At 45.2% G+C, this 23,095-nt stretch carries 16 protein-coding genes; 5 read left to right on the forward strand and 11 right to left on the reverse strand.

Annotated features, from left to right (window positions below; genetic code table 11):
- Positions 1–265 precede the first annotated feature (265 nt).
- The 6 genes from deoC to mnmG form a co-directional block, all read right to left on the reverse strand.
- The gene (gene deoC / locus Q0502_RS15020; RefSeq protein WP_298652415.1) at positions 266–1,141 is read right to left on the reverse strand and encodes a deoxyribose-phosphate aldolase; all 876 of its coding nucleotides are present in this window, start codon (positions 1,139–1,141) and stop codon (positions 266–268) included.
- Between the two features lie 150 nt (positions 1,142–1,291).
- Positions 1,292–1,615, reverse strand: a complete 324-nt coding sequence (locus tag Q0502_RS15025; protein ID WP_298652417.1) for a nucleotide pyrophosphohydrolase — start codon at positions 1,613–1,615, stop codon at positions 1,292–1,294.
- 63 nt (positions 1,616–1,678) lie between these two features.
- The gene (gene dtd / locus Q0502_RS15030) at positions 1,679–2,131 is read right to left on the reverse strand and encodes a D-aminoacyl-tRNA deacylase (protein WP_298652420.1); all 453 of its coding nucleotides are present in this window, start codon (positions 2,129–2,131) and stop codon (positions 1,679–1,681) included.
- Between the two features lie 149 nt (positions 2,132–2,280).
- The gene (uvrC, locus tag Q0502_RS15035) at positions 2,281–4,071 is read right to left on the reverse strand and encodes an excinuclease ABC subunit UvrC (RefSeq protein WP_298652423.1); all 1,791 of its coding nucleotides are present in this window, start codon (positions 4,069–4,071) and stop codon (positions 2,281–2,283) included.
- A 128-nt stretch (positions 4,072–4,199) separates the two neighbouring features.
- The gene (locus Q0502_RS15040) at positions 4,200–4,724 is read right to left on the reverse strand and encodes an adenine phosphoribosyltransferase (RefSeq protein WP_298652426.1); all 525 of its coding nucleotides are present in this window, start codon (positions 4,722–4,724) and stop codon (positions 4,200–4,202) included.
- A 236-nt stretch (positions 4,725–4,960) separates the two neighbouring features.
- Complete coding sequence (mnmG, locus tag Q0502_RS15045) at positions 4,961–6,835, reverse strand: tRNA uridine-5-carboxymethylaminomethyl(34) synthesis enzyme MnmG (RefSeq protein ID WP_298652429.1); 1,875 nt, start codon at positions 6,833–6,835, stop codon at positions 4,961–4,963.
- 678 nt (positions 6,836–7,513) lie between these two features.
- On the opposite strand from mnmG, the gene Q0502_RS15050 reads away from it, so the two are divergent.
- On the forward strand, positions 7,514–8,299 hold the full coding sequence (locus tag Q0502_RS15050) for a hypothetical protein (RefSeq protein WP_298652431.1): 786 nt from the start codon (positions 7,514–7,516) through the stop codon (positions 8,297–8,299).
- Positions 8,300–8,353: 54 nt separating this feature from the next.
- On the opposite strand, the gene ybeY is transcribed toward Q0502_RS15050, so the two are convergent.
- Both ybeY and Q0502_RS15060 read right to left on the reverse strand, forming a co-directional pair.
- Positions 8,354–8,782, reverse strand: coding sequence for an rRNA maturation RNase YbeY (gene ybeY, locus Q0502_RS15055; RefSeq protein WP_298652434.1), 429 nt, complete (start codon positions 8,780–8,782; stop codon positions 8,354–8,356).
- Between the two features lie 37 nt (positions 8,783–8,819).
- Positions 8,820–10,052, reverse strand: a complete 1,233-nt coding sequence (locus Q0502_RS15060; RefSeq protein ID WP_298652437.1) for a nucleoside recognition domain-containing protein — start codon at positions 10,050–10,052, stop codon at positions 8,820–8,822.
- A 329-nt stretch (positions 10,053–10,381) separates the two neighbouring features.
- Here Q0502_RS15060 and Q0502_RS15065 point away from each other — a divergent pair, with 329 nt between their 5' ends.
- The 3 genes from Q0502_RS15065 (at position 10,382) to pbpC (ending at position 19,724) form a co-directional block, all read left to right on the forward strand.
- The gene (locus Q0502_RS15065) at positions 10,382–11,185 is read left to right on the forward strand and encodes a helix-hairpin-helix domain-containing protein (protein WP_298652440.1); all 804 of its coding nucleotides are present in this window, start codon (positions 10,382–10,384) and stop codon (positions 11,183–11,185) included.
- Between the two features lie 302 nt (positions 11,186–11,487).
- Entirely contained in the window at positions 11,488–17,061 is a 5,574-nt protein-coding gene (locus tag Q0502_RS15070; RefSeq protein WP_298652443.1) for an MG2 domain-containing protein, read from the forward strand.
- A gap of 293 nt (positions 17,062–17,354) precedes the next feature.
- Positions 17,355–19,724: a penicillin-binding protein 1C gene (pbpC, locus tag Q0502_RS15075; protein ID WP_298652548.1), complete on the forward strand. Its 2,370-nt coding sequence runs from the start codon at positions 17,355–17,357 to the stop codon at positions 19,722–19,724.
- Between the two features lie 61 nt (positions 19,725–19,785).
- Here the strand turns inward: pbpC and Q0502_RS15080 are convergent, their stop codons facing one another.
- Both Q0502_RS15080 and Q0502_RS15085 read right to left on the reverse strand, forming a co-directional pair.
- On the reverse strand, positions 19,786–20,085 hold the full coding sequence (locus tag Q0502_RS15080; RefSeq protein ID WP_298652446.1) for a type II toxin-antitoxin system RelE/ParE family toxin: 300 nt from the start codon (positions 20,083–20,085) through the stop codon (positions 19,786–19,788).
- The gene (locus Q0502_RS15085; protein ID WP_298652449.1) at positions 20,075–20,329 is read right to left on the reverse strand and encodes a type II toxin-antitoxin system ParD family antitoxin; all 255 of its coding nucleotides are present in this window, start codon (positions 20,327–20,329) and stop codon (positions 20,075–20,077) included. The genes Q0502_RS15080 and Q0502_RS15085 overlap by 11 nt, the downstream gene beginning before the upstream one ends.
- Positions 20,330–20,967: 638 nt before the next feature.
- Here Q0502_RS15085 and Q0502_RS15090 point away from each other — a divergent pair.
- Positions 20,968–21,876: a DMT family transporter gene (locus Q0502_RS15090; protein WP_298652452.1), complete on the forward strand. Its 909-nt coding sequence runs from the start codon at positions 20,968–20,970 to the stop codon at positions 21,874–21,876.
- Between the two features lie 164 nt (positions 21,877–22,040).
- Here Q0502_RS15090 and Q0502_RS15095 read toward each other — a convergent pair whose 3' ends face one another.
- Complete coding sequence (locus Q0502_RS15095; protein ID WP_298652455.1) at positions 22,041–22,694, reverse strand: ATP-binding cassette domain-containing protein; 654 nt, start codon at positions 22,692–22,694, stop codon at positions 22,041–22,043.
- Between the last annotated feature and the right edge of the window lie 401 nt (positions 22,695–23,095).

The following is a 23,095-nucleotide window of genomic DNA, read 5'->3' on the forward strand; positions in this document are numbered from 1 at the left end:
TAATTCATGTTCCTTACCTGAGAATTTTTGATATGCTCGTTCCAAAGGTATCATATGGAACTATCTTTTAATCATCTGCTTGAGTGTGATGATGTTCATGCTCGTTTCATATATTATATATTTAAGAATAAAGAGTAAAGATTTTAGAATTTGACTACGTCGATTTTGGCTCCACCGAACGTTGTTTCAATTCATGATTTCAAAATTTCATTCTAGCTAAACAATCCCATTGGCACATTCATTATCCCCTCATTAAATCGTTAAATCACCTAATCCCCTTATCTATTGCTGCGAGAAGGTTGTCGGCCAGCCGGCTCGCACCCAGACGGAAGAGGGTATTGTTGCACCACTCTTCACCAAGGATCTCTTTCACAATGGTATAATATTTTACCGCATCTTCTGGAGTAGCAATTCCTCCGGACATTTTCAGGCCGATTTTCCTTCCGGTTTTGGCATGATAGGAGTGGATAGCATGGCACATCACATACGCCGCTTCCGGCGAGGCTCCGGGATATCCTTTCCCGGTGGATGTCTTCAGAAAATCGGCTCCTGAATAGAGCGACAGGATGGCTGCATTATGAATATTCTTTACATTCTGTAATGCTCCGGTCTCAAGAATTATTTTCAGAGTGGCATGGCGGCAGGCCTCCTTTATCTCGGTGAGTTCTTCACACATCTCTTCATATTCAGCATCCAGAAATTTTCCCACGTTGATAACCACATCGATTTCATCCGCACCGTCTGCCACAGCGAGCGCCGTTTCCGCGACTTTGATCTCACTGAAAGTTTGGGAGGAGGGGAATCCCCCTGCTACACAGGCGATCTTTACATCGGCAGTCAACGCCTCTTTCACCGTCCGGGCAAAGTTGGGATAAACACAGATGGCCGCTACATTATTCATTTCCGAATTCGAGCCGTCAACCGTGTTTACCTTTTCAGTGAATTTCCAGATACTTTCATTCGAATCTGTACTGTTGAGCGAGGTGAGGTCTATACAGCTATACAACTTCTTATACACTTCCGGATTATTATTCTCACTGTACTTTTCCGCAAGAAGGTCACTTACTTTTTTCGAAACCTCTTCGTCCGTCAGCGTAAACGGATGAGCATTGATCGCTTTGATATATTTGTCTGTTTTCATACGATTTTTTATTCTTTTCATTAAAGTGTATGAAACTCGCTTTTAATCATTTCCTTGTGTGATAATAATTATAACGCTCGTTTCATCGGTTTTTTATTCTCTCCTCTTTATTGAATATACGTTTATTTGTTACTGTTTATTAATATTATTTTATAATTTACTGTTATTCAGATGCCTGTCTGCATCTCTCCGTGTCTTTTTCTCTATGTTTTTATACAACGCATCCTCCAGATCCACTCCGGTTTGGTTAGCCAGACAGAGTAATACCCAAAGCACATCCGCCATTTCATCCGCCAGATTTTTCGATAAATCCGATTTTTTGAACGATTGATCGCCGTATGTTCGTGCCATGATCCGTGCCAATTCACCGACTTCTTCGGTGAGAATGGTCATATTGGTCAGCTCGCTGAAATAGCGTACACCATAGGTTTTGATCCATTGATCCACCTGTTGTTGGGCTTCCTGTATTGTCATTTTTTCCTATATTGATCGTCGGTTTAATTTTATTCCTTGCCGCTTGGGGCTGGAAAGTGAAAATTATTCCCTGTTTTTTGAATCTATCCAGATCGTTACAGGGCCGTCATTTACGAGCCCTATCTGCATATCGGCGCCAAATTCGCCGGTGGCTACCTGTTTGTATAACATCTCCGACAGGGATGCACAAAATTGGTTGTAGATCGGGATCGAAATCTCCGGTTTCGCCGCACGGATATAGGAGGGACGATTTCCCTTTTTTGTGCTGGCATGCAACGTAAACTGTGAAACCACTAAGATATCGCCTCCGGTTTCCAGTACCGATCGGTTCATAACTCCTTTTTCATCGTCAAATATACGTAAATTCACCGTTTTTTTGCATAAAAAAGCGATATCTTCTTCATTATCGGTCTCCTCTATACCCACAAAAAGTAACATCCCCGCTCCGATACCGCTTATCTTCCGTTTGTCGATATGAACAGAGGCTTCTCTTACGCGTTGAATAAGTAGTCTCATAAATTATTCAATAGTTTTTTACCCGGTATGCCGGAAATATATCTTTTTAATCTGTCCCCGCCTTTTTAATATATATAAAGAAAATCGGATTACCTGTTTCAGATAATTTGTTTTGGATAATTTTATCAGAAAAATCTACGAATAATTTTTTACCCGTGTATCCATTTCCAGATGATCTCTCCTTTGCTCTTCCCGATCAGCGAGATGATCTCTCCTTTGCTTGCTTCTTTGATACGTTTGACACTATTGAAGTGAATGAGTAATCTCTTTTTGGTTTCGGGACCGATCCCTTTGACCTGATCCAGTTCGGACGTTGTTTGCGACTTGCTTCTTTTTTGCCGGTGAAAAGTGATCCCGAACCGGTGTGCTTCATTCCGTGCCTGCTGAATGAGTTTTAACGTTTCGGAATTCTTGTCGATATAGAGCGGAACAGGATCTTCCGGAAAATATATTTCCTCCAAACGCTTGGCAATGCCTATAACCGCGATTTTGCCGTATAGCCCGATTTTCTGAAGCGATTCTACGGCAGCGTGTAATTGTCCCTTACCTCCGTCAATTATAATGAGTTGGGGTAGGGAAGCGCCTTCGTTAAGCAGCCGAGAGTAGCGTCTTTCCACAATCTCTCGCATCGATGCAAAATCATCCGGGCCTACGACGCTTTTCACGTTGTAATGGCGGTAGTCTTTTTTAGAAGGCTTCGCTTTTTTGAAAACTACACACGCTGCCACCGGATTTGTCCCCTGTATATTGGAGTTGTCGAAGCACTCGATATGCCAGGGAATTTCTTTTAATTGCAGATCGGTTTGTACGCCCTTCAATATTCTGGTTGTCCGTTGCTCCGGATTGAGCATCTCCGCTTTTTTCAATTTGTCGATCTTGTATTGTTTTACATTTTTTTCCGACAAGCTGAGGAGTGTTCGTTTTTCCCCCCGCTGGGGTACGGTAAACTCTACTTCCGGCAGTTTCAAATCCGGGATAAAGGGAACAATAATCTCTTTCATTTCACTGCCGAACCGTTGGCGCATTTCCACAATCCCCATGCCGAGCAATTCCTCCGGTGACTCATCGAGTTTCTTTTTATATTCGAAGGTGTAGGCCTGTGTTATGGCTCCGTTTACAACATGTAAGTAGTTGATATATGCAGAGTTATCGTCCTCTTCAATGGAGAAAATATCCAAATTATAATTGATATTGCTCACCACCTGCGATTTTTCTCTGAAATTCTGGATCAACAACAGCTTCTCTTTTAATCTATGGGCTTCTTCAAAACGCAGTTGATCCGCCAGGAACTGCATCTTTTCATGGATCTGCTTCTCAATAATAGACACATTCCCTTTCAGTATCTCGATGATCTCTTCAATATTTTTATTGTAATCTTCCAGCAACTGTAATCCCTCACATGGGCCTTCACACCGTTTGATATGATACTCGAGACATACTTTGAATTTGCCGGCCGCTATATTTTCGGGTGTCAGATTAAGCTGGCAGGTACGTATTTTATAGACCCTCCTGAAAATTTCCAAAAGAGCATTGACGGATTGTACCGATGTGTAGGGGCCGAAATATCTGGAGCCGTCCTTCACGATAGTCCGGGTTTTATAGACCCGTGGGAAGTATTCATTTTTCACCACGATGAAAGGATAGGATTTGTCATCTTTCAGCATCACATTATACCGTGGTTTCAACTGCTTGATCAAATTATTTTCCAGCAGGAAGGTATCCTCTTCCGAGTTGACGACAATATATTTTATCTGCTGGATTTTTCTTACCAGAATGCGGGTCTTGGGATGCTCATGATATTTGCTGAAATAAGAGGTAACCCTTTTTTTCAGATTCTTGGCCTTCCCGACATAAATGACGGTACCATTCTCATCAAGGAACTGATAGCAGCCCGGATGATGAGGGATAACGGCAAGCGTATTTTTAATTTCGTCGGTCATGACAGGGTAGGGGAGAATAATATTACAACTGCAAATTTATCTGATTTCTTTTTGAAACCGCCGGCGGTATAATTCGGTAAACGGCAGATCATCGAAGACAACGTCTGTTACCGGTATTTCCCGTCCGTTTAAAACTTAATAACCGAATTTACTTCCACATCTTTCGGGAAATGTTCCATGCCATTCAGCTCTTCCAATTCTATAAGAAAGTTGATGTGGATTTTTTTTACACCTAATTTTTTTACAAGGTTATAAGCGGCCACCATCGTTCCGCCGGTCGCCAATAAATCGTCGTGGAGTAATACCACATCTTCTTTTGTCAGCGCATCCTCATGGATCTGTATAATATCCTCCCCATATTCTTTCGTATAGGTTTCTTCAATCACTGTGTAGGGAAGCTTACCGGGCTTACGAATAGGAACAAATCCTGCCCCTAACCGGATAGCTACGGCGGGTCCCATGAAAAAGCCTCTGGATTCGATTCCCACCACTTTGGTAATCCCTTTGTCTTTGTACCTTTCATACAGGATATCCGAAAGTTCTTTCAGGTGAGAAGCCGATTGGAACAGGGTAGTGATGTCTTTGAATTGGATCCCCGGTATGGGGAAATCAGGTATGTTCCTGACAGCGGAAGTAAGTGTTTCGATACTCATTTTTATTATTCATTAAAATTAGTCGTTTTCAAGTCTTATTGACTATTTGAGTCGCCTTCGCTCCTCGATTTTCAATTCTGCGCTCGGCAAAACCAAAGCAAGCTTTGCTTCGGCTCTCACTTAACGAAATAGTTCTATGCTCGACATAGTCAAAACAAGTGTTGCCTCTGTAGTCGCTTAACGAAAACGTTCTATGTTTATTCTTTTTGAATGTTCCACGTGAAACATTCCTTGTTTCAGCGTCCTAACAGTACCAGCAAAACGGAGATGTCATTGGGTGAAACGCCCGGTACCCTGCTTGCTTGTGCGATAGTTTCGGGATTGATTTTCGTCAGTTTTTGCCTTGCTTCTGTCGAGAGTGATTGTATCTCGTTATAGTTGAATTTGTCTTTGATACGGATATCTTCCAGACGGGTAATCTTGTCGGCCATGGTGCGTTCGCGTTTGATATAGCCGTTGTATTTTATCTGTATATCGGCTGCTTCTATGATCTCCTCTTTGCGTTCGTCGATGGTCTCCAACAGTTCTTTGAGCGGGGTAACCTCCAGCGACATCAGCGACAGGTCTATGTGCGGTCTTGTAAGCAGGTCATGCAGCTTTACTCCATGTTTTAACGGAGCTGTTCCGATATGTTCCAGGAAAGGGTTGATACGGTCTGACTTGATGGAAAAATTACATACGAAATCGATGATCTCTGCTATTTTCTCCTCTTTCCGGTTGAGCAGTTGTAACCTCTCATTGGTTGCCAGCCCTATTTCATACGCCTTTTTTGTGAGCCTTTCATCGGCGTTATCCTGACGGAGGAGAATACGGTATTCGGCACGGGAGGTGAACATCCTGTAGGGTTCATCCACTCCTTTAGTGATCAGGTCGTCGATCAACACCCCAATATAAGCTTCGTCCCTGCGCAATACAAAGGGATCGCCTCCGTGGCAGTTGATATGGGCATTGATGCCTGCGATCAGTCCCTGTCCCGCCGCTTCTTCGTAACCGGTAGTCCCGTTGATCTGTCCGGCGAAAAAGAGGTTTTTTACCGGTTTCGTTTCCAGTGTCGGATCCAATTGCCGCGGGTCGAAGAAATCGTATTCTATGGCATACCCAGGGCGGAAAATGTGCACATTCCGGAAAGCCGGTATACGTTGCAGAGCATTCAACTGTGTCTGTAAGGGTAGGGAAGAGGAGAAGCCGTTGAGATAACACTCATGGGTTGTTTCCCCTTCCGGTTCCAGAAACAGCTGATGACTTGTTTTGTCGGAGAAAGTAACGATCTTGGTCTCTATACTAGGGCAATAACGCGGTCCTATGCTTTGTATCTGCCCGTTATAGAGCGGGGAGTCGTGAAGGCCTTCACGCAGTGCCTCATGCACCTCCTCGGAGGTATATGCTATCCAGCAGCTTTTTTGTTTCAGTGTACGTTGTACATCGGGAAGGTAGGAAAATTTGTGAAAATCTTCATCTCCTTTCTGTTCTTCCAACTGGGAAAAATCGACTGTTCTCGCGTCGATACGTACCGGAGTGCCTGTCTTCATCCGGTCGGTGCTGAACCCGAGTTCACGCAACTGTTCGGTCATTCCAAAGGATGCCGGTTCAGAGATACGCCCTCCGCCGATCTGTACTTTGCCGACATGGATGAGTCCGTTCAGGAAAGTGCCGTTTGTAAGGATCACCGCTTTAGAGAAGAACTCTACGCCCATGCCGGTTTTTACACCGGTGACTGTCGAATTCCTGCATAGGAGTCCGGTCACCATATCCTGCCACATATCCAGGTTGGGCGTGTTTTCGATGATCTCACGCCAGGTCCCTATAAACTTCATCCGGTCGCTCTGTACACGGGGGCTCCACATGGCGGGTCCTTTTGAGCGGTTCAGCATGCGGAACTGAATAGCGGTTTTGTCGCTCACAATCCCCGTTTGTCCGCCCAATGCATCGATCTCACGCACAATCTGCCCCTTTGCAATACCGCCTACGGCAGGATTGCAGCTCATCTGGGCGATCTTGTTCATGTCCATCGTGATAAGCAGTGTCCTTGAACCCAGATTGGCGGCGGCCACGGCCGCTTCGCATCCGGCGTGGCCCGCACCCACAACTATGATGTCGTAATTGAAAGTCATTTTTTTATTTTGAGAGAGCAAAGATACTAAAAAAGAAAAAGTTACGTATGACTGTGATGTTAATTACCGATAAGAAACACAAAACGTATTTCAATTCAGGAGTTTACAGAAATAAACCTTTTCGATAAGGAATACGATCAGAAGGCAACTGACGACAAGCCGACTAAATTTATTGAACATTTTCGTTAAGCAATGAGCAGAAGACGAGTTTACTCCGATTATGCCGTTGCGAGAAATAGTGGAATAAAATTCAAAACACCTAATATGCCATTGCAAGAAATATTAAGGACCTTTCCTTTTAGATGCTGATTGATTACATTTGTTGACAAGCATTCCGATAGCGATCATTATTTTCTTTTGGAAAGAGTATTCTCCCTGTGAAGACTAATTGCGGGTGTATGGTAGCGTAAAATCAAGCTGGGAATAGCCATAAACAGACTGTTCATAATGTTCATTTACAAATGTTTGTTTTCAAAAGTAATTTTGTACAAGAATAAAATAGAGTAGAAGATGCTTAAATGATTTTTCAAATTCGTTATTGTTTTTTGTCCAAAATTTTCAGAACGAGTGATAGTAATCATAAATTTTTATATATTTACAACGAAATAATACCGATTATTCTTAAACCCTTATCCGGTATGTATGTATGTGGAAAAATAATATTGAATACCTTTGATAATGAAAGTAAGACAACTTCTCGCGGCTGTATTCTGCATGCTTCTTCCCTTTTTTGTATATGGGCAAACCGACAGAAATGATCCGGAATACCGGAAATTCTATCTGTCCGTTAACGCCGGTTGGGATTTTGCGTTGGGGTCTTCAAGTACCGCTTTAACGGAAAACCTTACCCTTCCGGCGACCAAAAGAGGGTTTTCTCCCGGTTTTGACGGGGCCTGGTTTTTCTCGAAGAACTATGGAGTCGGTATAAAATATGGTTTCTACACATCAGGTTACAGAAAAAGAACTTCTTTAGAATATAGGGGACATACACCAGATAGTTATGTCTATGAATTACGCTCTCTTTCTTTTAAAGAAAAAACCCATATATTTGGCCCTGCTATTTATGCAAGATGGCCTTTGGGCGATTCAAAATGGATGATCTTGGCGAATGCCGGGGTGGTGGCTTTACACAATGATTTGTCCGAAATAAGAAGGGAAATAATAAAAGCTGAAATCCATACAATTAATTCTCCCGATTCGAATCCTTCAAATCCATCAATTCTTGAGGAATTAAGGGAGGGGGCATCTGATCACAAAGGAATCTCGGCGGGCTTTACTTTATCGGCAGCTATCCGTTACCATCTCACTCCTTTTGCCGGGATAAGCATACAAACTAGTGGCCTTTACGCTTCATTGTCCAGGATGAGGTATTACAATTTTATGAATGAACGGTATGAAACCGGGGATTTCTCCCGGAAAATAGGCAGAGTAGGGCTTTCCGCTGCCATTGATTTCTGTTTTTAGCGTTCCCTTTACCTGTTTTGTAAGGCGTTCCATGGTTGCGGGGAATGAAAAAAGTTAGTACCCGCTTTCATTGCGCTGTACCAGGGCGGTGTCCTCTGCTTTTCGCATTTCTTCGGCTTCGGTTTCCGATTTATCGTTTTGACCGCATAGGTGCAATATGCCGTGGATAATGACACGGTACAGTTCTTCCTCGAAACTTACCCTGTATTTCCGGGAATTGGAAAGAACGGTTTCCAGGCTGATGAAAATATCTCCCGAAATACGATCGCCTTCGGAATAATCGAACGTAATGATATCAGTATAAAAATCATGTTGCAGATAGAGCCGGTTGACTTCCAGAATTTTTTCGTCGGTACAAAAAAGGTATGAGATATCGCCGGTCTGTTTTCCGTAACTTTTTGCGACGGACTTTATCCAGTTTGCAGTCTCCCGTTTTTTAATCGTCGGGAAACCGATGTTTTCAGCTTGGAAAGTGATTGCCATTTATTCACATTTATTTACTTGGAGAATCCTTTATTTTCTATCCGAAAAAGAGGTAGGCTACGAAAATAGCGGCGATAATGCCTGCCAGATCAGCCAAAAGCGCATACGGAACGGTGTAGCGCGAATTTTTAATGTTCACGGCTCCGTAATAAACAGCCACAATATAGAAGGTGGTGTCGGTGGCTCCCTGAAATACGGCCGATAATCTGCCGGCGAATGAGTCGGCCCCGAAAGTCTGCATGGCGTCGATCATCATTCCCCTGGCGCCGCTGCCGCTCAACGGCTTCATCAGTGCGGTGGGCATACCGTCCACCCACCGGGTATCCAGGCCTGTCAGCGCCACCATATCCCGTAACCCTTCCATCAGGAAATCCATTGCCCCTGAAGCGCGGAAAACACCAATACCGACCAGTATGGCGATAAGAAAAGGGATAATGGTCACAGCGGTTTTGAACCCTTCTTTCGCACCGTCGATAAACGCATCGAAGATATTGATCCTGCGACGTAGCGCCTTTACGATGAAAAGTACGATGATGGAGAAGAGAAAGATGTTTGCGGCAAGGCCGGAGACAATATTGATCCGTTCCTGAGGCATCGATTGGAAAAGAAACACCGTACCGGCTATAATACCCATCATGGCAAGGAGAAAACCCATGATCGCCCTGTTGAAGATATTGATACGCTGTTTCAGGCAGACGGCGATCATGCCGACCAGGGTAGCGGCAAAGGTGGCGATCATGATCGGGATAAATACATCGGCGGGGTTGGCTGCGCCCAACTGGGCACGATATACCATGATGGTGACGGGGATCAGTGTCAGTCCCGATGCGTTCAGCACCAGGAACATGATCATGGAATCAGAGGCGGCCTCCTTCTTCGGATTGATCTCCTGCAACTCCTGCATCGCTTTCAAGCCGAAAGGAGTGGCCGCATTGTCAAGTCCCAGCATATTGGCCGATATGTTCATCAGCATTGAACCGTAAGCGGGATGATTCCTGGGTATGTCGGGAAAGAGCCTGGAAAAAAGAGGAGCGACAGCCCTGGAAAAGAGCTCCACCATTCCTCCACGTTCGCCTATCTTCATCACGCCGAGCCAGAGCGAAAGCACTCCCGTCAATCCCAGCGAGATCTCGAAACCGGTTCTGGCCGACTCATAGGTGGAATTCATGATGTCTGTAAAGACGTTCACATCCCCAAAGAAAATGAGCTTTACCAAAGCCACTGCAAAAGCGATCAGAAAAAATGCAATCCAAATGTAATTCAATACCATATCCTGTGAAAATCTTCAATTAGACGGATATACAGCGGACAAAGATTCACCAAAGATACAATTTATGACTATTTATAAAAAAGAAAACAATATAATTTCTAACTTTAAGGCATTGATAAATTAATGTGCCAATGTGAATAATATGCCAATGGGTTGATTTGTGATAGGGTGGTATGGGCAAAAGTGGGAAGGTGGGTAGGTTGAATTGTTGATGTGATAATTTACTGATTTGCTGATGTGGTAATTGGTAATTTTTAGTTTTTCACTTTTAGTTTTTAGTTTACTAAATAGTCTTGGTTCTTGACTCTTGGTTCTTATATCTAAAAGATATGCGTTGGAAGGATTTTCTATATTTTCAAAGAGGCTCAAAGACGGCGGTAATTCTGTTGCTCATTCTTATTGTGTTGACCCTTATTTTGAATGCGTTTCTCAGCTACCGCAACTCGTCGGATGTCATCCTGATGCAGAACGACTCGCTGGTTAGGGAATTTGAAGAGTTCAAGAGAACATTAAAAGTGCGTGAAGTCCCTTCTACAGTAGTGGATGAGGGGATGAGCGGGGCCAGGAAGTCCAGCCGATCCGCCATTCCGGAAGAGGGAGAGAGCACTGTGGAGCAGTTGCCGGGCCGAAGCGGCTCTACGCATGAAAGTCCCTCTCGCCAGAATGAGCGGTATGTCTCACGTGGGGACAGGTCATCCTTGCGGGCTGCCTATCCGGCCATAGAGAAACTCTCCGAGGGGGAAACTATCTCCCTGAACGAGACCGATACGGCTACGTGGAAGAAAGTCCCCGGTATCGGTAGCGTTTATGCCTCCCGTATAGTGAAGTACCGGGAACTGCTGGGCGGGTTTATACATGTCGAACAACTATTGGAGGTGTATGGTATTGATCAGGAACTTTTCTCCCGTATTGTTGTTTATATTGAGCCCGACGGCAATTACCGCAGGATGCAGGTCAATCAATCGGATTTCAGGGAATTATTGCGTCATCCTTACCTGAATTACAAGCAGGTGCAGGCGATCATGAGTATCCGCCGCAGAAAAGGAGATATCACCTCTATCCGTGAACTCTCCCTACTCGATGAGTTTACCCCGGAAGATATTCTCCGCCTTGAACCCTATTTGGAATTTTGATGATAATTCTGTTATCATTCTGTTTATCTGAGGAATATTTTCTACTTTTACAAAAGTATTGAAGACTCGTTGGTTCAAAAAGAGAACAATTGTAGGTATAATTGATAGTATAAAACATGCATATATATCAAAGAACGTTCAACAGAATTCGTCAGAATCGACGGAGCCGACAGAAGTGTAATTAATTTGATGAATGATGATTCGGTGATGGGATGATTTGATCTGCAAATTGATAAATCGCTAAATCAATCAATCGAAAAAATATCCTGATTCCTGGCTTTTGTGTCTAAATTTATAATCGTATGAAACACTTATCTCTCCGTTTTTTTCCCGCTTTATTTGCAGTTATTCTTCTGCTGTCAACCGGATGCAATACAAAAAGTACCAAAGAGATTGATCCTGAGTTTGCCCGCTACATCTCGGCATTTACGTATGGGAACGTCTCTTCCGACGCATTTATCCAAGTCGAACTTGTGCAGGAGATCCCTGCCGTGGAATTGAATGCGGAAATAAAAGAGAAACTGTTTTCGTTCTCTCCTTCATTGAAAGGACAAACTTTCTGGGTGAACGGGAACACCCTCCGTTTTCTGCCTGATCCGGGAGAATTGGAGCCGGGAAAGGAATACAATATTACTTTCCATTTGGGAAAAGTGCTGGAGGTAGAAGAAAAATTCCGGCAATTTAACTTTTCTATCCGTGTAAATGAGCAGAGTTTTACTGCCGATGTACTTCCGTTTTCACCGATCAGCACCTCAGATCTGACGTGGAACATGGTGGAGGCCACGCTTAATTTATCCAATCCCGTTTCGTCGGATGACGTTGGTAAAATGTTCGATGTAAAAGGGGTACCACATAAGCATATCCGTGTAATGCCCGCCGGCATCACCTCGTTCCGTGTTGTGATAGACAGCCTGCAACGGACAGATAAGCGCGAACAATATTTACTGACTATTGACGGAAAAGCAATAAATTCAAAAAAGAAACTCGAATATACGATCGATATTCCTGCCTTTTCAAAGGAATATTTTGAAGTGACGGATGTACGTGTGATACAGGCATCCGACCCCCATATCCGGCTTACTTTCAGCGACCCCGTTTCACAAACGCAGGATCTGGAAGGATTGATCGTGCCCTCCGGCGTGAATAACTTCACTTACCGCATCGACAAGAATGTGATCAAAATATATCCTGAAACTTTTCCGAAAGAGAAAATAGACCTGCAAATTCATCAGGGCATCCAAAATAACTCCGGCCTGAGCCTTGACAAGACCTATCTCTATCAACTGCAGATAGAGGACGACAAACCGCAGATAAAATTCGAGAAGAGCGGAAATATCCTCCCTGATGCAGAACAGTTATTGCTGCCCTTCAGCGCCGTAAACCTGTGGGCGGTGGATGCGAAAGTGATAAAAGTGTATCGCAACAACCTCCTCTATTACCTGCAATCCTCTTCGCTGAACAACAACCAGTCGGGCGGCGAGTTACGTCGTTTCGGGCGACTGGTAATGAAAAAACGTATCCGTCTGGACAGGGATAAACAGTTGGATCTGTCAAAATGGAACAACTTTACCATCGATCTTTCGCAAATGATCGAAAAAGATCCGGGCGCATTGTATATGGTGCAGCTTTCGATGCGATCCGATTATTCGCTGTATGCCTGCGACGGAATGCGGCCGCAGGTTCCCAATGATGTGAATATGAACCGTTTCTCCGATAGCGAAATCTCAGAAGAGGACGAGGCGGTATGGGATGAAACATCGCCATATTACTACGAACCGATCGACTGGAGCGGATATAAATGGGAAGAGCGCGACGACCCGTGTAAGCCGACTTATTATATGAGTTACGAACGTATGGCGCAGACAATGGTAATGGCATCTAACGTGGGTATCATCGCCAAAGCGGGACAAGACCACACCATGAGTGTTGCTGTGACCGATATCCTTACTACCCAGCCTATGTCCGGAGCGGACGTGACCGTGTATAATTATCAGATGCAGGTATTGGGTTCGGCCAAGACCGACGGCAACGGTTTTGCGGAAATCGACTATAAAAAGGGGCGTCCGTTTGTGGTAACGGCTGCCAAAAGCGGTGACATCGGCTACCTGGAAGTGAAGGAAGAGGCGTCGTTATCGCTCAGCCGGTTCGATGTAAGCGGAAAAGAGATACAAAAAGGACTGAAAGGGTATGTATATGCGGAGCGGGGCGTTTGGCGTCCCGGCGATACCATTTTCGTATCGTTCATCCTGGAAGATAAGGAAAGAAAATTGCCGGAAGGACATCCCGTGACACTCGAAGTGTATACGCCCCGGGGGCAATTTTATCAAAGGCAGGTAAAGAGTGACGGTGTAAACGGGTTCTACACCTTCAGCGTCACTACCGATCCGGCTGCGGAGACCGGGATGTGGCAGGGCCTGGTAAAGGTGGGCGGAACAACTTTCCACAAGTCGCTTCGCATAGAAACCATTAAACCCAACCGGCTGAGAGTCCGTCTGGATACAGACTCCATCATCGACGCGGCGAATGGCGTTATTTCCGGTACACTCACATCGCAGTGGCTGCACGGTGCGCCTGCTTCGAATCTGAAGGCGGAGGTGGACCTGACGCTCTACGCATCCGATAACCCGTTCAAAGGATATACCGGCTATTCGTTCAATAATCCGGTAGTGAACTTCGAAACAAGTAAGACGAAAATATTCGAAGGAGTGCTCAATGCTTCCGGCGTGGCGAGTGTGAACGCGAAAGTGCCCGTGGCCGAAAATGCTCCGGGGATGTTGCGCGGGAATATCCTTTCACGCGTATACGAAGCCGGTGGGGATATGAGTTTTTATGCCCAGACGGTCTTTTATTCGCCTTATAAAACGTATGTAGGCGTGAAATCACCTGCTGTACGTGCCGGCGAGTTTCTGGAAACCGACAGGCCTGTCTCGTTTGATGTGGTTACGGTGAATGCTTACGGCAAACCCGTTTCGGGAAGTGTGGAATACAGCGTTTACAAACTCAACTGGAGTTGGTGGTGGAACAGTACCGGAGAAGATCTGGGCGCTTACGTGAACAATACTGCCGCTAACGTAGTGGCAAACGGGGAAGTGACACTCACCAACGGAAAAGGAAAAATCGATTTTCAGGTGGATTATCCCGATTGGGGACGCTATCTGCTGCTGTTGAAGGATAAGTCGGGCAAGCATGCCACCGGAACGGTCTTTTATGTCGATTGGCCCTCGTGGCGGGGACGCTCAGCCAAAACCGACCCGGAAGGGTTGACAATGCTGTCTTTCTCTACCGACAAACCGTCTTATGAAGCGGGTGAGAAGGCAACGGTCATTATCCCCAAAAGTTCGCAAGGCCGTGTACTGATCAGCATCGAAAACGGGTCGGGAATACTGCATCGCGAATGGGTAAAAACCTCTGAGGAAGAAGATACGAAATATGTGATAGAAGTGACCGAGAAAATGGCCCCCAATTTCTATATTTTCGCTACGATGCTGCAACCGCATGCGCAGACCGTGAACGACCTGCCTATCCGTATGTACGGTGTGGTGAACGTGGGTGTGGAAAACAAAAACAGTATTCTCGAGCCGGTTATCCGGATGCCTGACACGCTTCATCCCGAAAAAGAATTCACGGTCTCAGTATCGGAAAAATCAAAAAAACCGATGACGTATACGCTTGCTATTGTAGATGAAGGGTTACTCGATCTGACCGCTTTCAAAACGCCGAATGCGTGGAGCGAGTTTTATGCCCGTGAAGCCCTCGGCGTACGCACATGGGATCTGTTCGACCGCGTACTGGGGGCAAACAGCGGCCTCATGGGGCCGTTGCTGAGCATCGGCGGCGATGAAGCGCTGAACCCGTCGCGCGACAATGTGAACCGTTTTAAACCTATTGTGAAATTCCTTGGGCCGTTTGCCTTGAAAAGCGGTGAGACAAAAGCGCATACAATCCGGCTTCCCCAGTATATCGGGTCGGTACGTGTGATGGTGGTGGCCGGAGGAAACGGCGCCTATGGCAGCGCGGATAAAACCGTTGCCGTGAAAAACGACCTGATGACGCTTTCCACGCTTCCGCGCGTGATGGGGCCGGGGGAAGAGGTATGGCTTCCGGTCAATGTTTTCGCGATGGGAAATAACGTGAAAAATGTGCAGGTCTCCATTCGGACAAAGGGACTGCTTACACCGACGGACGGAACTGCCAAGAGCGTATCGTTTGACAAACCGGGCGATAAGATCGTGTTCTTTAAACTTGCCTCCGGCAAGGAGATCGGCGCCGAACAAGTGGAAATTAAAGCTTCGGGGAACGGCATATCGTTCACTGAGACCATCGATATTGCTGTCCGTAACCCAAATCCACCGATAGTACTGACACAGGCTCAACTCATCGAACCGGGAGGGTCGGCAACACTCAACATTCAAACCGATGGTGTGGAACCTGGTGATTGGGCGACCCTCGAACTTTCGCGTTTGCCCAGTGTGAATTTCAGTCGGAATATGAATTATTTGCTGGAGTATCCGCATGGGTGTTCCGAACAGATCACCTCCCAAGCTTTTCCGTTACTTTATATTGAAGAATTTACTGTGTTAAAGGAAGATGAAAAGAAGCGGATGACGGCGAAAGTGGATGAGGTGATCCGCATACTTTCATCGCGGCAATTAGCTGATGGCGGTTTTATGTTCTGGTATGGAGACAACTACGCATCGGAATGGGTAAGCAGCTATGCGGGCCATTTTCTGATTGAGGCGAAAAACAGGGGGTATGAAGTACCGGAGACCGTGCTGTCGCGATGGACCCAGTTTCAGAGGCGGCTCGCACAGAACTGGCTGCCCACAAATCCCACCCATAGCTATTACGCTGTTTCGATGACCGACTTGCAGCAGGCGTACCGTTTGTACACCCTGGCGCTGAGCGGAAATACGGAACTTGGCGCTATGAACCGTATGCGTGAATTGACCGGTCTGTCGCTGCAGGCGCGCTGGCGATTGGCCGCCGCATATGCCCTGGCAGGTAGAAAGGATGTAGCCAATTCGCTTGTTTTCAATGCGTCGGATGTAGTGGAAGAGTATGACTTCAATAACGATACCTATGGAACCTCCGGACGGGATCAGGCGATGATCCTGGAAACCTACCTCCTGCTGGACAATGTGGAGAAAGCAATGTTGTTGGCGCCGTCGGTGGCACAGTCGTTGTCTTCCGGTTATATCTCCACACAAACCGCAGCATTCGGACTGGTGGCCATGGCGCAACTCGCCGCGAAAATAGGCACGGGAAATATCGATATCGACTGGACGTTGAACGGCGGGAAAATGGAGGGGGTAAATACGCCGAAAGCAATATATCAGGTAGATATAAATCCGGCGATGAACCTTTCGGTAAGCCTTACCAACAAAGGAAGCGGCAAACTCTATGCCCGGCTTTCGGCACGAACACGCCCGCAGATTGATTCTAATTACGAGCCGGCACAGGGGCGGTTTAAACTCTCGGTACGGTATGTCGATCTGAACGGCAGCCCGTTGAATGTGGAATCACTTCCGCAGGGAGCGGAATTCACGGCGGTGGTAACCGTACAGAACGGTGTAGAGCAGGCATTTACCGATCTGGCGTTGACACAGGTCTTCCCGTCGGGTTGGGAAATTTTCAATGAGCGGATGCTCGGAGGGGATGCCGCCGCCCCCGACGCCGGGTACACTTACCGGGATATTCGTGACGACCGTGTACTGACCTATTTCAATCTCGGCGCCGGACAGACAAAAACATTCCGTGTGCGTCTGCAGGCGGCTTACCGAGGTAATTATTACCTGCCGCCGGTATCGTGCCAGGCAATGTATGCGCCGCAGGAAGAAGCCAGAAACAAGGGAATGTGGATAAAGGTCGCGGAATAATAAAATAATTAATTCAATTTTCGCAAGTTGTATGATTACAACTAAATCATTCGACTGACGATGTTTTGTGACCCATTTCAACTCGCATTCGCTAAAAGAGTAGAACTCGCTTCGCTTCAGACAGCTACTCTTTTAACGCTTCTTGCGAGCTATGGGTATCCCGCAAAACATCTAAAAGTCTCTGCTCTAGTTGTATACATTCCGTCGACTTGTAATAAAACTATTGAGAACAGATTGATGTGGGTAGAGTAAGTGGAATGATAAAGGATGCCGTAAAGAAGATAAGAGGGCGTATGGCCTCATACGTGGAAACGTTGTTGAAATGGTTTCGAGCGTTGAATCCACAGAAAAAAATCGTTCTGTCGGCATTCGCTTTCCTGCTGATCTGGTACCTTTTTTCTCTGCCGGGTACGTTGTTCGATTCGCCATACAGTACGCTGGTCTCCGACCGGAACGGAGAACTGTTAGGCGCGCGCATCGCATCCGACGGGCAATGGCGATTTCCACCGGCCGACAGTGTACCCGGGAAATATGAAACCTGCCTTATCCAGTTTGAGGACAGGTATTTTCGCTGTCATCCGGGCGTGAATCCGTGGTCGCTTGGCAGGGCCATGATACAGAACGTGAAAGCGGGCAGGATAGTGAGCGGCGGAAGTACCATCACCATGCAGACCGTCCGGTTGATGCGCCAGCATAAACGTACCTATTTTGAGAAGCTGATCGAAGTCATTCTTGCTACGCGACTCGAATTATCGCGTTCTAAAGAACAAATCCTGGCCTTGTATGCCTCGCACGCACCGATGGGAGGGAACGTAGTAGGTGTCGATGCTGCATCGTGGCGCTATTTCGGGCACGGTGCCGTATCGCTCTCGTGGGCGGAAGCGGCTGTACTGGCTGTATTACCCAATTCGCCCGCGATGATGCATTTCGGTCGCGACCGGGAAGGGTTGCTGCAGAAACGCAACCGTCTTCTGCGCCAATTGCTCGACAAAAACATCATTGCCCGGACAGATTACGAACTGGCCGTGTCGGAACCATTACCCGCTCATCCGCATCCCCTGCCCCAAATCGCGCCTCACCTGGTGACGCAGGCCTATTTGCAAAATCCTGGAAACCATATCCGGTCTACTGTCGATAAACATCTACAAATGCGGACTGAAGAGGTATTAGACCGCTGGAATACCGAATTCTCGCAAAACGGTATCTTCAACCTTGCCGCGCTGATTGTCGACCTGGAGACGAACGAGGTGCTCTCCTACACCGGAAACGTGGGATTCGGCGCCAATGCCTACGGCAGCCAGGTCGATATTATTCAAGCGCCCCGGAGTACGGGCAGCATACTGAAACCGTTTCTCTATTGCGCGATGTTGCAGGAGGGTAGACTGCTACCCACGGAATTGCTTCCCGATGTCCCCATCAATATAAACGGTTTCGCCCCCCAGAATTTCAGTCTGAAGTATGATGGAGCAGTCCATGCCGATGAGGCGCTGGCGCGCTCGTTAAATGTCCCTTCAGTGATTTCTTTACGGAAATACGGTGTACCGAAGTTTTACGATCTTTTGAAAAAGACAGGATTAACCACGCTCAACCGTCCGGCCGATCATTACGGACTTTCCCTGATCCTCGGCGGTACGGAAGGTACGTTGTGGGACATTGCCAACGCATATGCCGGGATGGCGCATGCCGTGACGGATTATAACCGCGACGGAACATATTACGAGCGGGAGAAGTTCAGGTTGTTGCACGATCATCCCCCTGCAGAACGGAAAAAAGACGAATCGCCGGTATTCAATGCCGGCGCTGCATGGCTTACGTTGCAGGCTTTGACCAACGTGAACCGTCCGGAAGAACTGAACTGGCACTTTGTTCCGTCTGTCCGGAAAGTTGCGTGGAAAACGGGCACCAGTTACGGATTCCGTGATGCGTGGTCGGTGGGTGTCACGCCGAAATACCTTGTCGCCGTATGGACGGGGAATGCAAGCGGTGAAGGCCGCCCGGGACTTACAGGCGCGCGTACGGCGGCACAGGTGATGTTCGACCTGTTCAACTTTCTACCTGCTACCGGCTGGTTTAAACCGCCCTACGGCGAACTGGCCGAAGCGGCTATATGTCGTAAAAGCGGACAACTGCGGGGAATGTATTGCCCCGAAAGTTCTGTCGATACCCTGTTGGTTCCGGCAAAAGGGTTGCAGGGAGCGGTCTGCAGTTATCACAAACGAATTCATGTGTCGGACGACGGACAATACCGGGTGTATGAACAATGTGCCGGGGACAGGGGTATTCGTTCCGTTTCATGGTTCCTGTTGCCGCCCTCGTGGGAATGGTACTACAAGCAACACCATCCGGATTATCGCTCACTGCCTCCTTTTTCACCCGAATGTGCTTCCGGGAGTGTATCCGATGCGGTGATGCAATTTATCTATCCTTATCCGGGTGCGGTGCTCAGAATAACGAAACAATTAGACGGCTCCCGAGGCAAAGCCGTTTTTGAGCTGGCGCACCGGAACCCGTCGGTACGCGTTTTCTGGCATCTCAATGAAAACTATCTGGGGGAAACGTCAAATATCCATCAACTGGAACTCTCTCCCGATGCGGGCGAACATACCCTTACCGTGGTAGATGTGGATGGCAATTCGTTGACAATACGGTTTAAGGTCGAATAAATGTATATGTATAGTACCTCTTCAGGTGTACGGAAGACGGCAAATATTATGTGGCCTATTTTTATTCGTTTAGTCTTTCTTCAACATCCATACTTTGGTGAAGTATTCTGATGATTTCTACTATTTCCTCCGATTTCCTGTATTTGTAAAATATCAGATGAGACTTTACTTTGGAACATCTGTAATTCTTCCGTATGCGAGAAAAATCCTTTCCTGATAAAGGGTTTCTTATGATATATTCGATTTCGTCAAAAATCAGATTATAATATCTGTCCGCTTGTTCGACAGACCACGTTTCAACCGTATAAAGCCAAATGTTCTCGATATCTTCAAACGCTTTTTCACTTATCTCAAATTTCATTTCTTAAGTGTTTTTCGTGAAGATTGGAAAGGGCTTTTTCTTTGTCAAAGTTCGAAATCATTCCCGATTTTTCACCTGCTTTCAATTCGTTTACAAGAATTCTAGTTTTGTTTTCTTGCTGTTCAAATAACCGTAAGGCAGTTCTCACGACTTCGCTTGCCGACGCATATTTTCCTGATTTGACTTGTTCATTTATAAAGTTGTCAAAATATTCTCCAAGCAATATTGATGTGTTTTTTGCCATAATTTTTTCTTTTTAGTTAGCCTTACAAATATACCAATTTATGGTACTCCTGCAAAATTTCTAATATTTTTTTCGTGTATGACATTGGCGTCCAATATTACTTTCTTTTCTTAAACTCCCCTTGATATGTTATGGAATTGTTCCGCATGGATATTTGTGGGTGTACAATAATCTCAGATTTAATTATCTGTAAAAACATACTATTTCTATATCGAATCCAGTATGATTAAACACTGAGTCGGCTCTGGTAAAATCAATGGGAAACAAATAAAATTCTTACTCTTTTTCTTTCAAATCTTCAAAAGATAAGAGAACTTCCCTGATAGATCAAGATAAAATTAGACAACTTATGGGAAAAAGGCACTTCAGGTCTTTTTTATATTTATTTTTGTTCTCTAAATTATTATGATGATTATCGTTCCTTTACAAAATACGCTGCGTAAAGGGTAATATCATCCATTTACGAACAAGCCCAAAAGAATTCTTATGGAAAAAGAGTGATAAGAGAATGTACGACCAATGATTTTAATTCTGTTTTTGAATTACTTAAACAACTTTGCATTTCACAGAAAAGAAGCATATCTATTTTATGAAAATTCAGGGTATGAAAACAGAGTCTATTTGTTTTCAAAAGAAATATGGATAACAAGATAGTCAAAGCCCATATTGCATTATTTGCAGCAGCCAGTATGTGGGGGCTTATGTCGCCGGTTGGCAAAATGGCTATGAACGCAGGTATTACAAGCTTGTCATTGACATCTATGCGCATGATGGGAGCTGCGCTTTGTTTCTGGATAGCCTCATTGTTTGTCCCCAAAGAAAAAATCAGTAAACGGGATTTTCTTTTATTGTTTTTTGCCGGATTATTGGGTATTGTTTTCAATCAAGGATTGTTCATCTTTGGATTATCCCTTACATCACCGATAGATGCGACGATAATCACTACATCTTTACCGATTATTACTTTGATATTAGGAGTCCTGTTCTTTAAGGAACGGGTGATACCGATGAAGATTGTCGGTGTTATTATAGGGGCGGTTGGTGCGCTGATCCTTATTTTAAGTAATTACAATAATGCCGGAATTTCCGGAAATATCTGGGGTGATGTTTTGTGCCTATTCGCTCAAATTAGTTTTGCCTGCTATCTGACAATTTTTAAAGGTCTGATATCGCGCTATCATGTTTTCACGCTGATGAAGTGGATGTTTACGTATGCTTCCATATGTTTCATTCCTTTTTCATTTTATGATTTATCAGACATGATATCTTTATCTTTCCCTGTTGGTGTTTGGTTGGAAGTCGGATACGTTGTTTTATTCGGAACTTTTTTTGCATATGTACTAATATTGGTTGGTCAAAAAACGCTTCATCCCACTGTTGTAAGCATGTATAATTACATACAACCTCTCGTCGGTACGGTTGCTTCTGTTTTTATCGGGATAGGAACATTCGGGTGGATAAAAGGCGTTGCTTCCGCATTGATATTTGTGGGTGTGTATATTGTAACACAAACTAAATCCCGGGTTAGTACAAAAAGTAATGTTTAACGACGGATAAACCACAATTACGCGTTAGCATAATTGGTACTTTGAGTGAAGAAAATCAATGATTTTGCCGGAGATTAGGGTTTTGACAGGCGATGTAAATATTTTGAACCAGAATAATGCCGGATACGCACTGACCTCGTTTTTCCATAAGAAGAATGAACAAATCAGGAACGTATATATCCGAGTTTGTTGAGATCATCTGTTGTGGTGATTGCATTTGTCTTTCCGTCCCGAAGAAGATACACGTTGTCACAGAAGCGAACGATGTGGGTATATAGATGATCGGTGATCAGAAATCCCTTACGGTTCCGTTCCTCATTGATAATGGTCTTAATTGTATTGACCTGTACGGGACTGATATGCGTGAAAGGCTCATCAAGCAATATAAATTGAGTGTCGGACTTTAAGGTAACATATAATTCCACCAAACGGTACATGCCGCCTGAAAGGTGGCCTATCCTTGCGTTCTCCCGACCTTGAAATTCGGGGAAAAGTTGTACAAAAACCTGGAAATCAATACAAAAATCACGGAAAATGCGTTTTAAAGAGAGCCATTTCGGGATAAAATAGTGCTGAGGAAGGTAGCGCATTAATTGGGGCTGTTTGTAAACATTAAAAAAATATACATCGTCAATGCTGACGGATTTTTCGCAAGCGAGTGTTCCGTATACGCCACGCATCAGGCACGATTTTCCACTTCCGTTTTGTCCGAGCAACCCTACGATGCTTCCGGTTTCAATTTTCAGGTAAACATCCGAAAGAATGAGTCTTTCCCCAAATAACAATCGAATACCGCTTATTTCCAATGTATGTTTCATACGATTATTCTATTTTTTACATTAAGGTGTAAGGAATTGGAAAAATCGATCGAAGGTTGTAGGCTGAAATCATTAAAACGAAGAACAAGAGCAGATCAAATCCGAGTGTGGTTATCCAAAGCACTTTCTTAGAGAGACCGAAATTGTAAAAGTAGAAATATTCCTGTTTCCTATAATCGTTTACAAGATAAAATGAAGCCCCCATTGTAAATATTTTGAACCAGAATAATGACGGATACACACTGATTCCGTTCTTCCATAAGAAGAAGGCACAAACCAGGTTAATCAAAACGGATACCCATATATAATACCGGTAAAAAGTGAATAAGATACGTATCTTTCGCATGAACTTCATAGATAATTTGTTTTTAGTACAAATGATATCCGGTTTAGGTAGAGGT

The organism is uncultured Proteiniphilum sp. (assembly GCF_937873925.1).
Classification (GTDB): domain Bacteria; phylum Bacteroidota; class Bacteroidia; order Bacteroidales; family Dysgonomonadaceae; genus Proteiniphilum.

Bases quoted from the DNA above. Each gene is read 5' to 3' on its own strand.
- deoC (WP_298652415.1), bottom strand. From the start codon at position 1,141: ATGAAAACAGACAAATATATCAAAGCGATCAATGCTCATCCGTTTACG.
- Q0502_RS15025 (WP_298652417.1), bottom strand. From the start codon at position 1,615: ATGACAATACAGGAAGCCCAACAACAGGTGGATCAATGGATCAAAACC.
- dtd (WP_298652420.1), bottom strand. From the start codon at position 2,131: ATGAGACTACTTATTCAACGCGTAAGAGAAGCCTCTGTTCATATCGAC.
- uvrC (WP_298652423.1), bottom strand. From the start codon at position 4,071: ATGACCGACGAAATTAAAAATACGCTTGCCGTTATCCCTCATCATCCG.
- Q0502_RS15040 (WP_298652426.1), bottom strand. From the start codon at position 4,724: ATGAGTATCGAAACACTTACTTCCGCTGTCAGGAACATACCTGATTTC.
- mnmG (WP_298652429.1), bottom strand. From the start codon at position 6,835: ATGACTTTCAATTACGACATCATAGTTGTGGGTGCGGGCCACGCCGGA.
- Q0502_RS15050 (WP_298652431.1), top strand. From the start codon at position 7,514: ATGAAAGTAAGACAACTTCTCGCGGCTGTATTCTGCATGCTTCTTCCC.
- ybeY (WP_298652434.1), bottom strand. From the start codon at position 8,782: ATGGCAATCACTTTCCAAGCTGAAAACATCGGTTTCCCGACGATTAAA.
- Q0502_RS15060 (WP_298652437.1), bottom strand. From the start codon at position 10,052: ATGGTATTGAATTACATTTGGATTGCATTTTTTCTGATCGCTTTTGCA.
- Q0502_RS15065 (WP_298652440.1), top strand. From the start codon at position 10,382: ATGCGTTGGAAGGATTTTCTATATTTTCAAAGAGGCTCAAAGACGGCG.
- Q0502_RS15070 (WP_298652443.1), top strand. From the start codon at position 11,488: ATGAAACACTTATCTCTCCGTTTTTTTCCCGCTTTATTTGCAGTTATT.
- pbpC (WP_298652548.1), top strand. From the start codon at position 17,355: ATGGCCTCATACGTGGAAACGTTGTTGAAATGGTTTCGAGCGTTGAAT.
- Q0502_RS15080 (WP_298652446.1), bottom strand. From the start codon at position 20,085: ATGAAATTTGAGATAAGTGAAAAAGCGTTTGAAGATATCGAGAACATT.
- Q0502_RS15085 (WP_298652449.1), bottom strand. From the start codon at position 20,329: ATGGCAAAAAACACATCAATATTGCTTGGAGAATATTTTGACAACTTT.
- Q0502_RS15090 (WP_298652452.1), top strand. From the start codon at position 20,968: ATGGATAACAAGATAGTCAAAGCCCATATTGCATTATTTGCAGCAGCC.
- Q0502_RS15095 (WP_298652455.1), bottom strand. From the start codon at position 22,694: ATGAAACATACATTGGAAATAAGCGGTATTCGATTGTTATTTGGGGAA.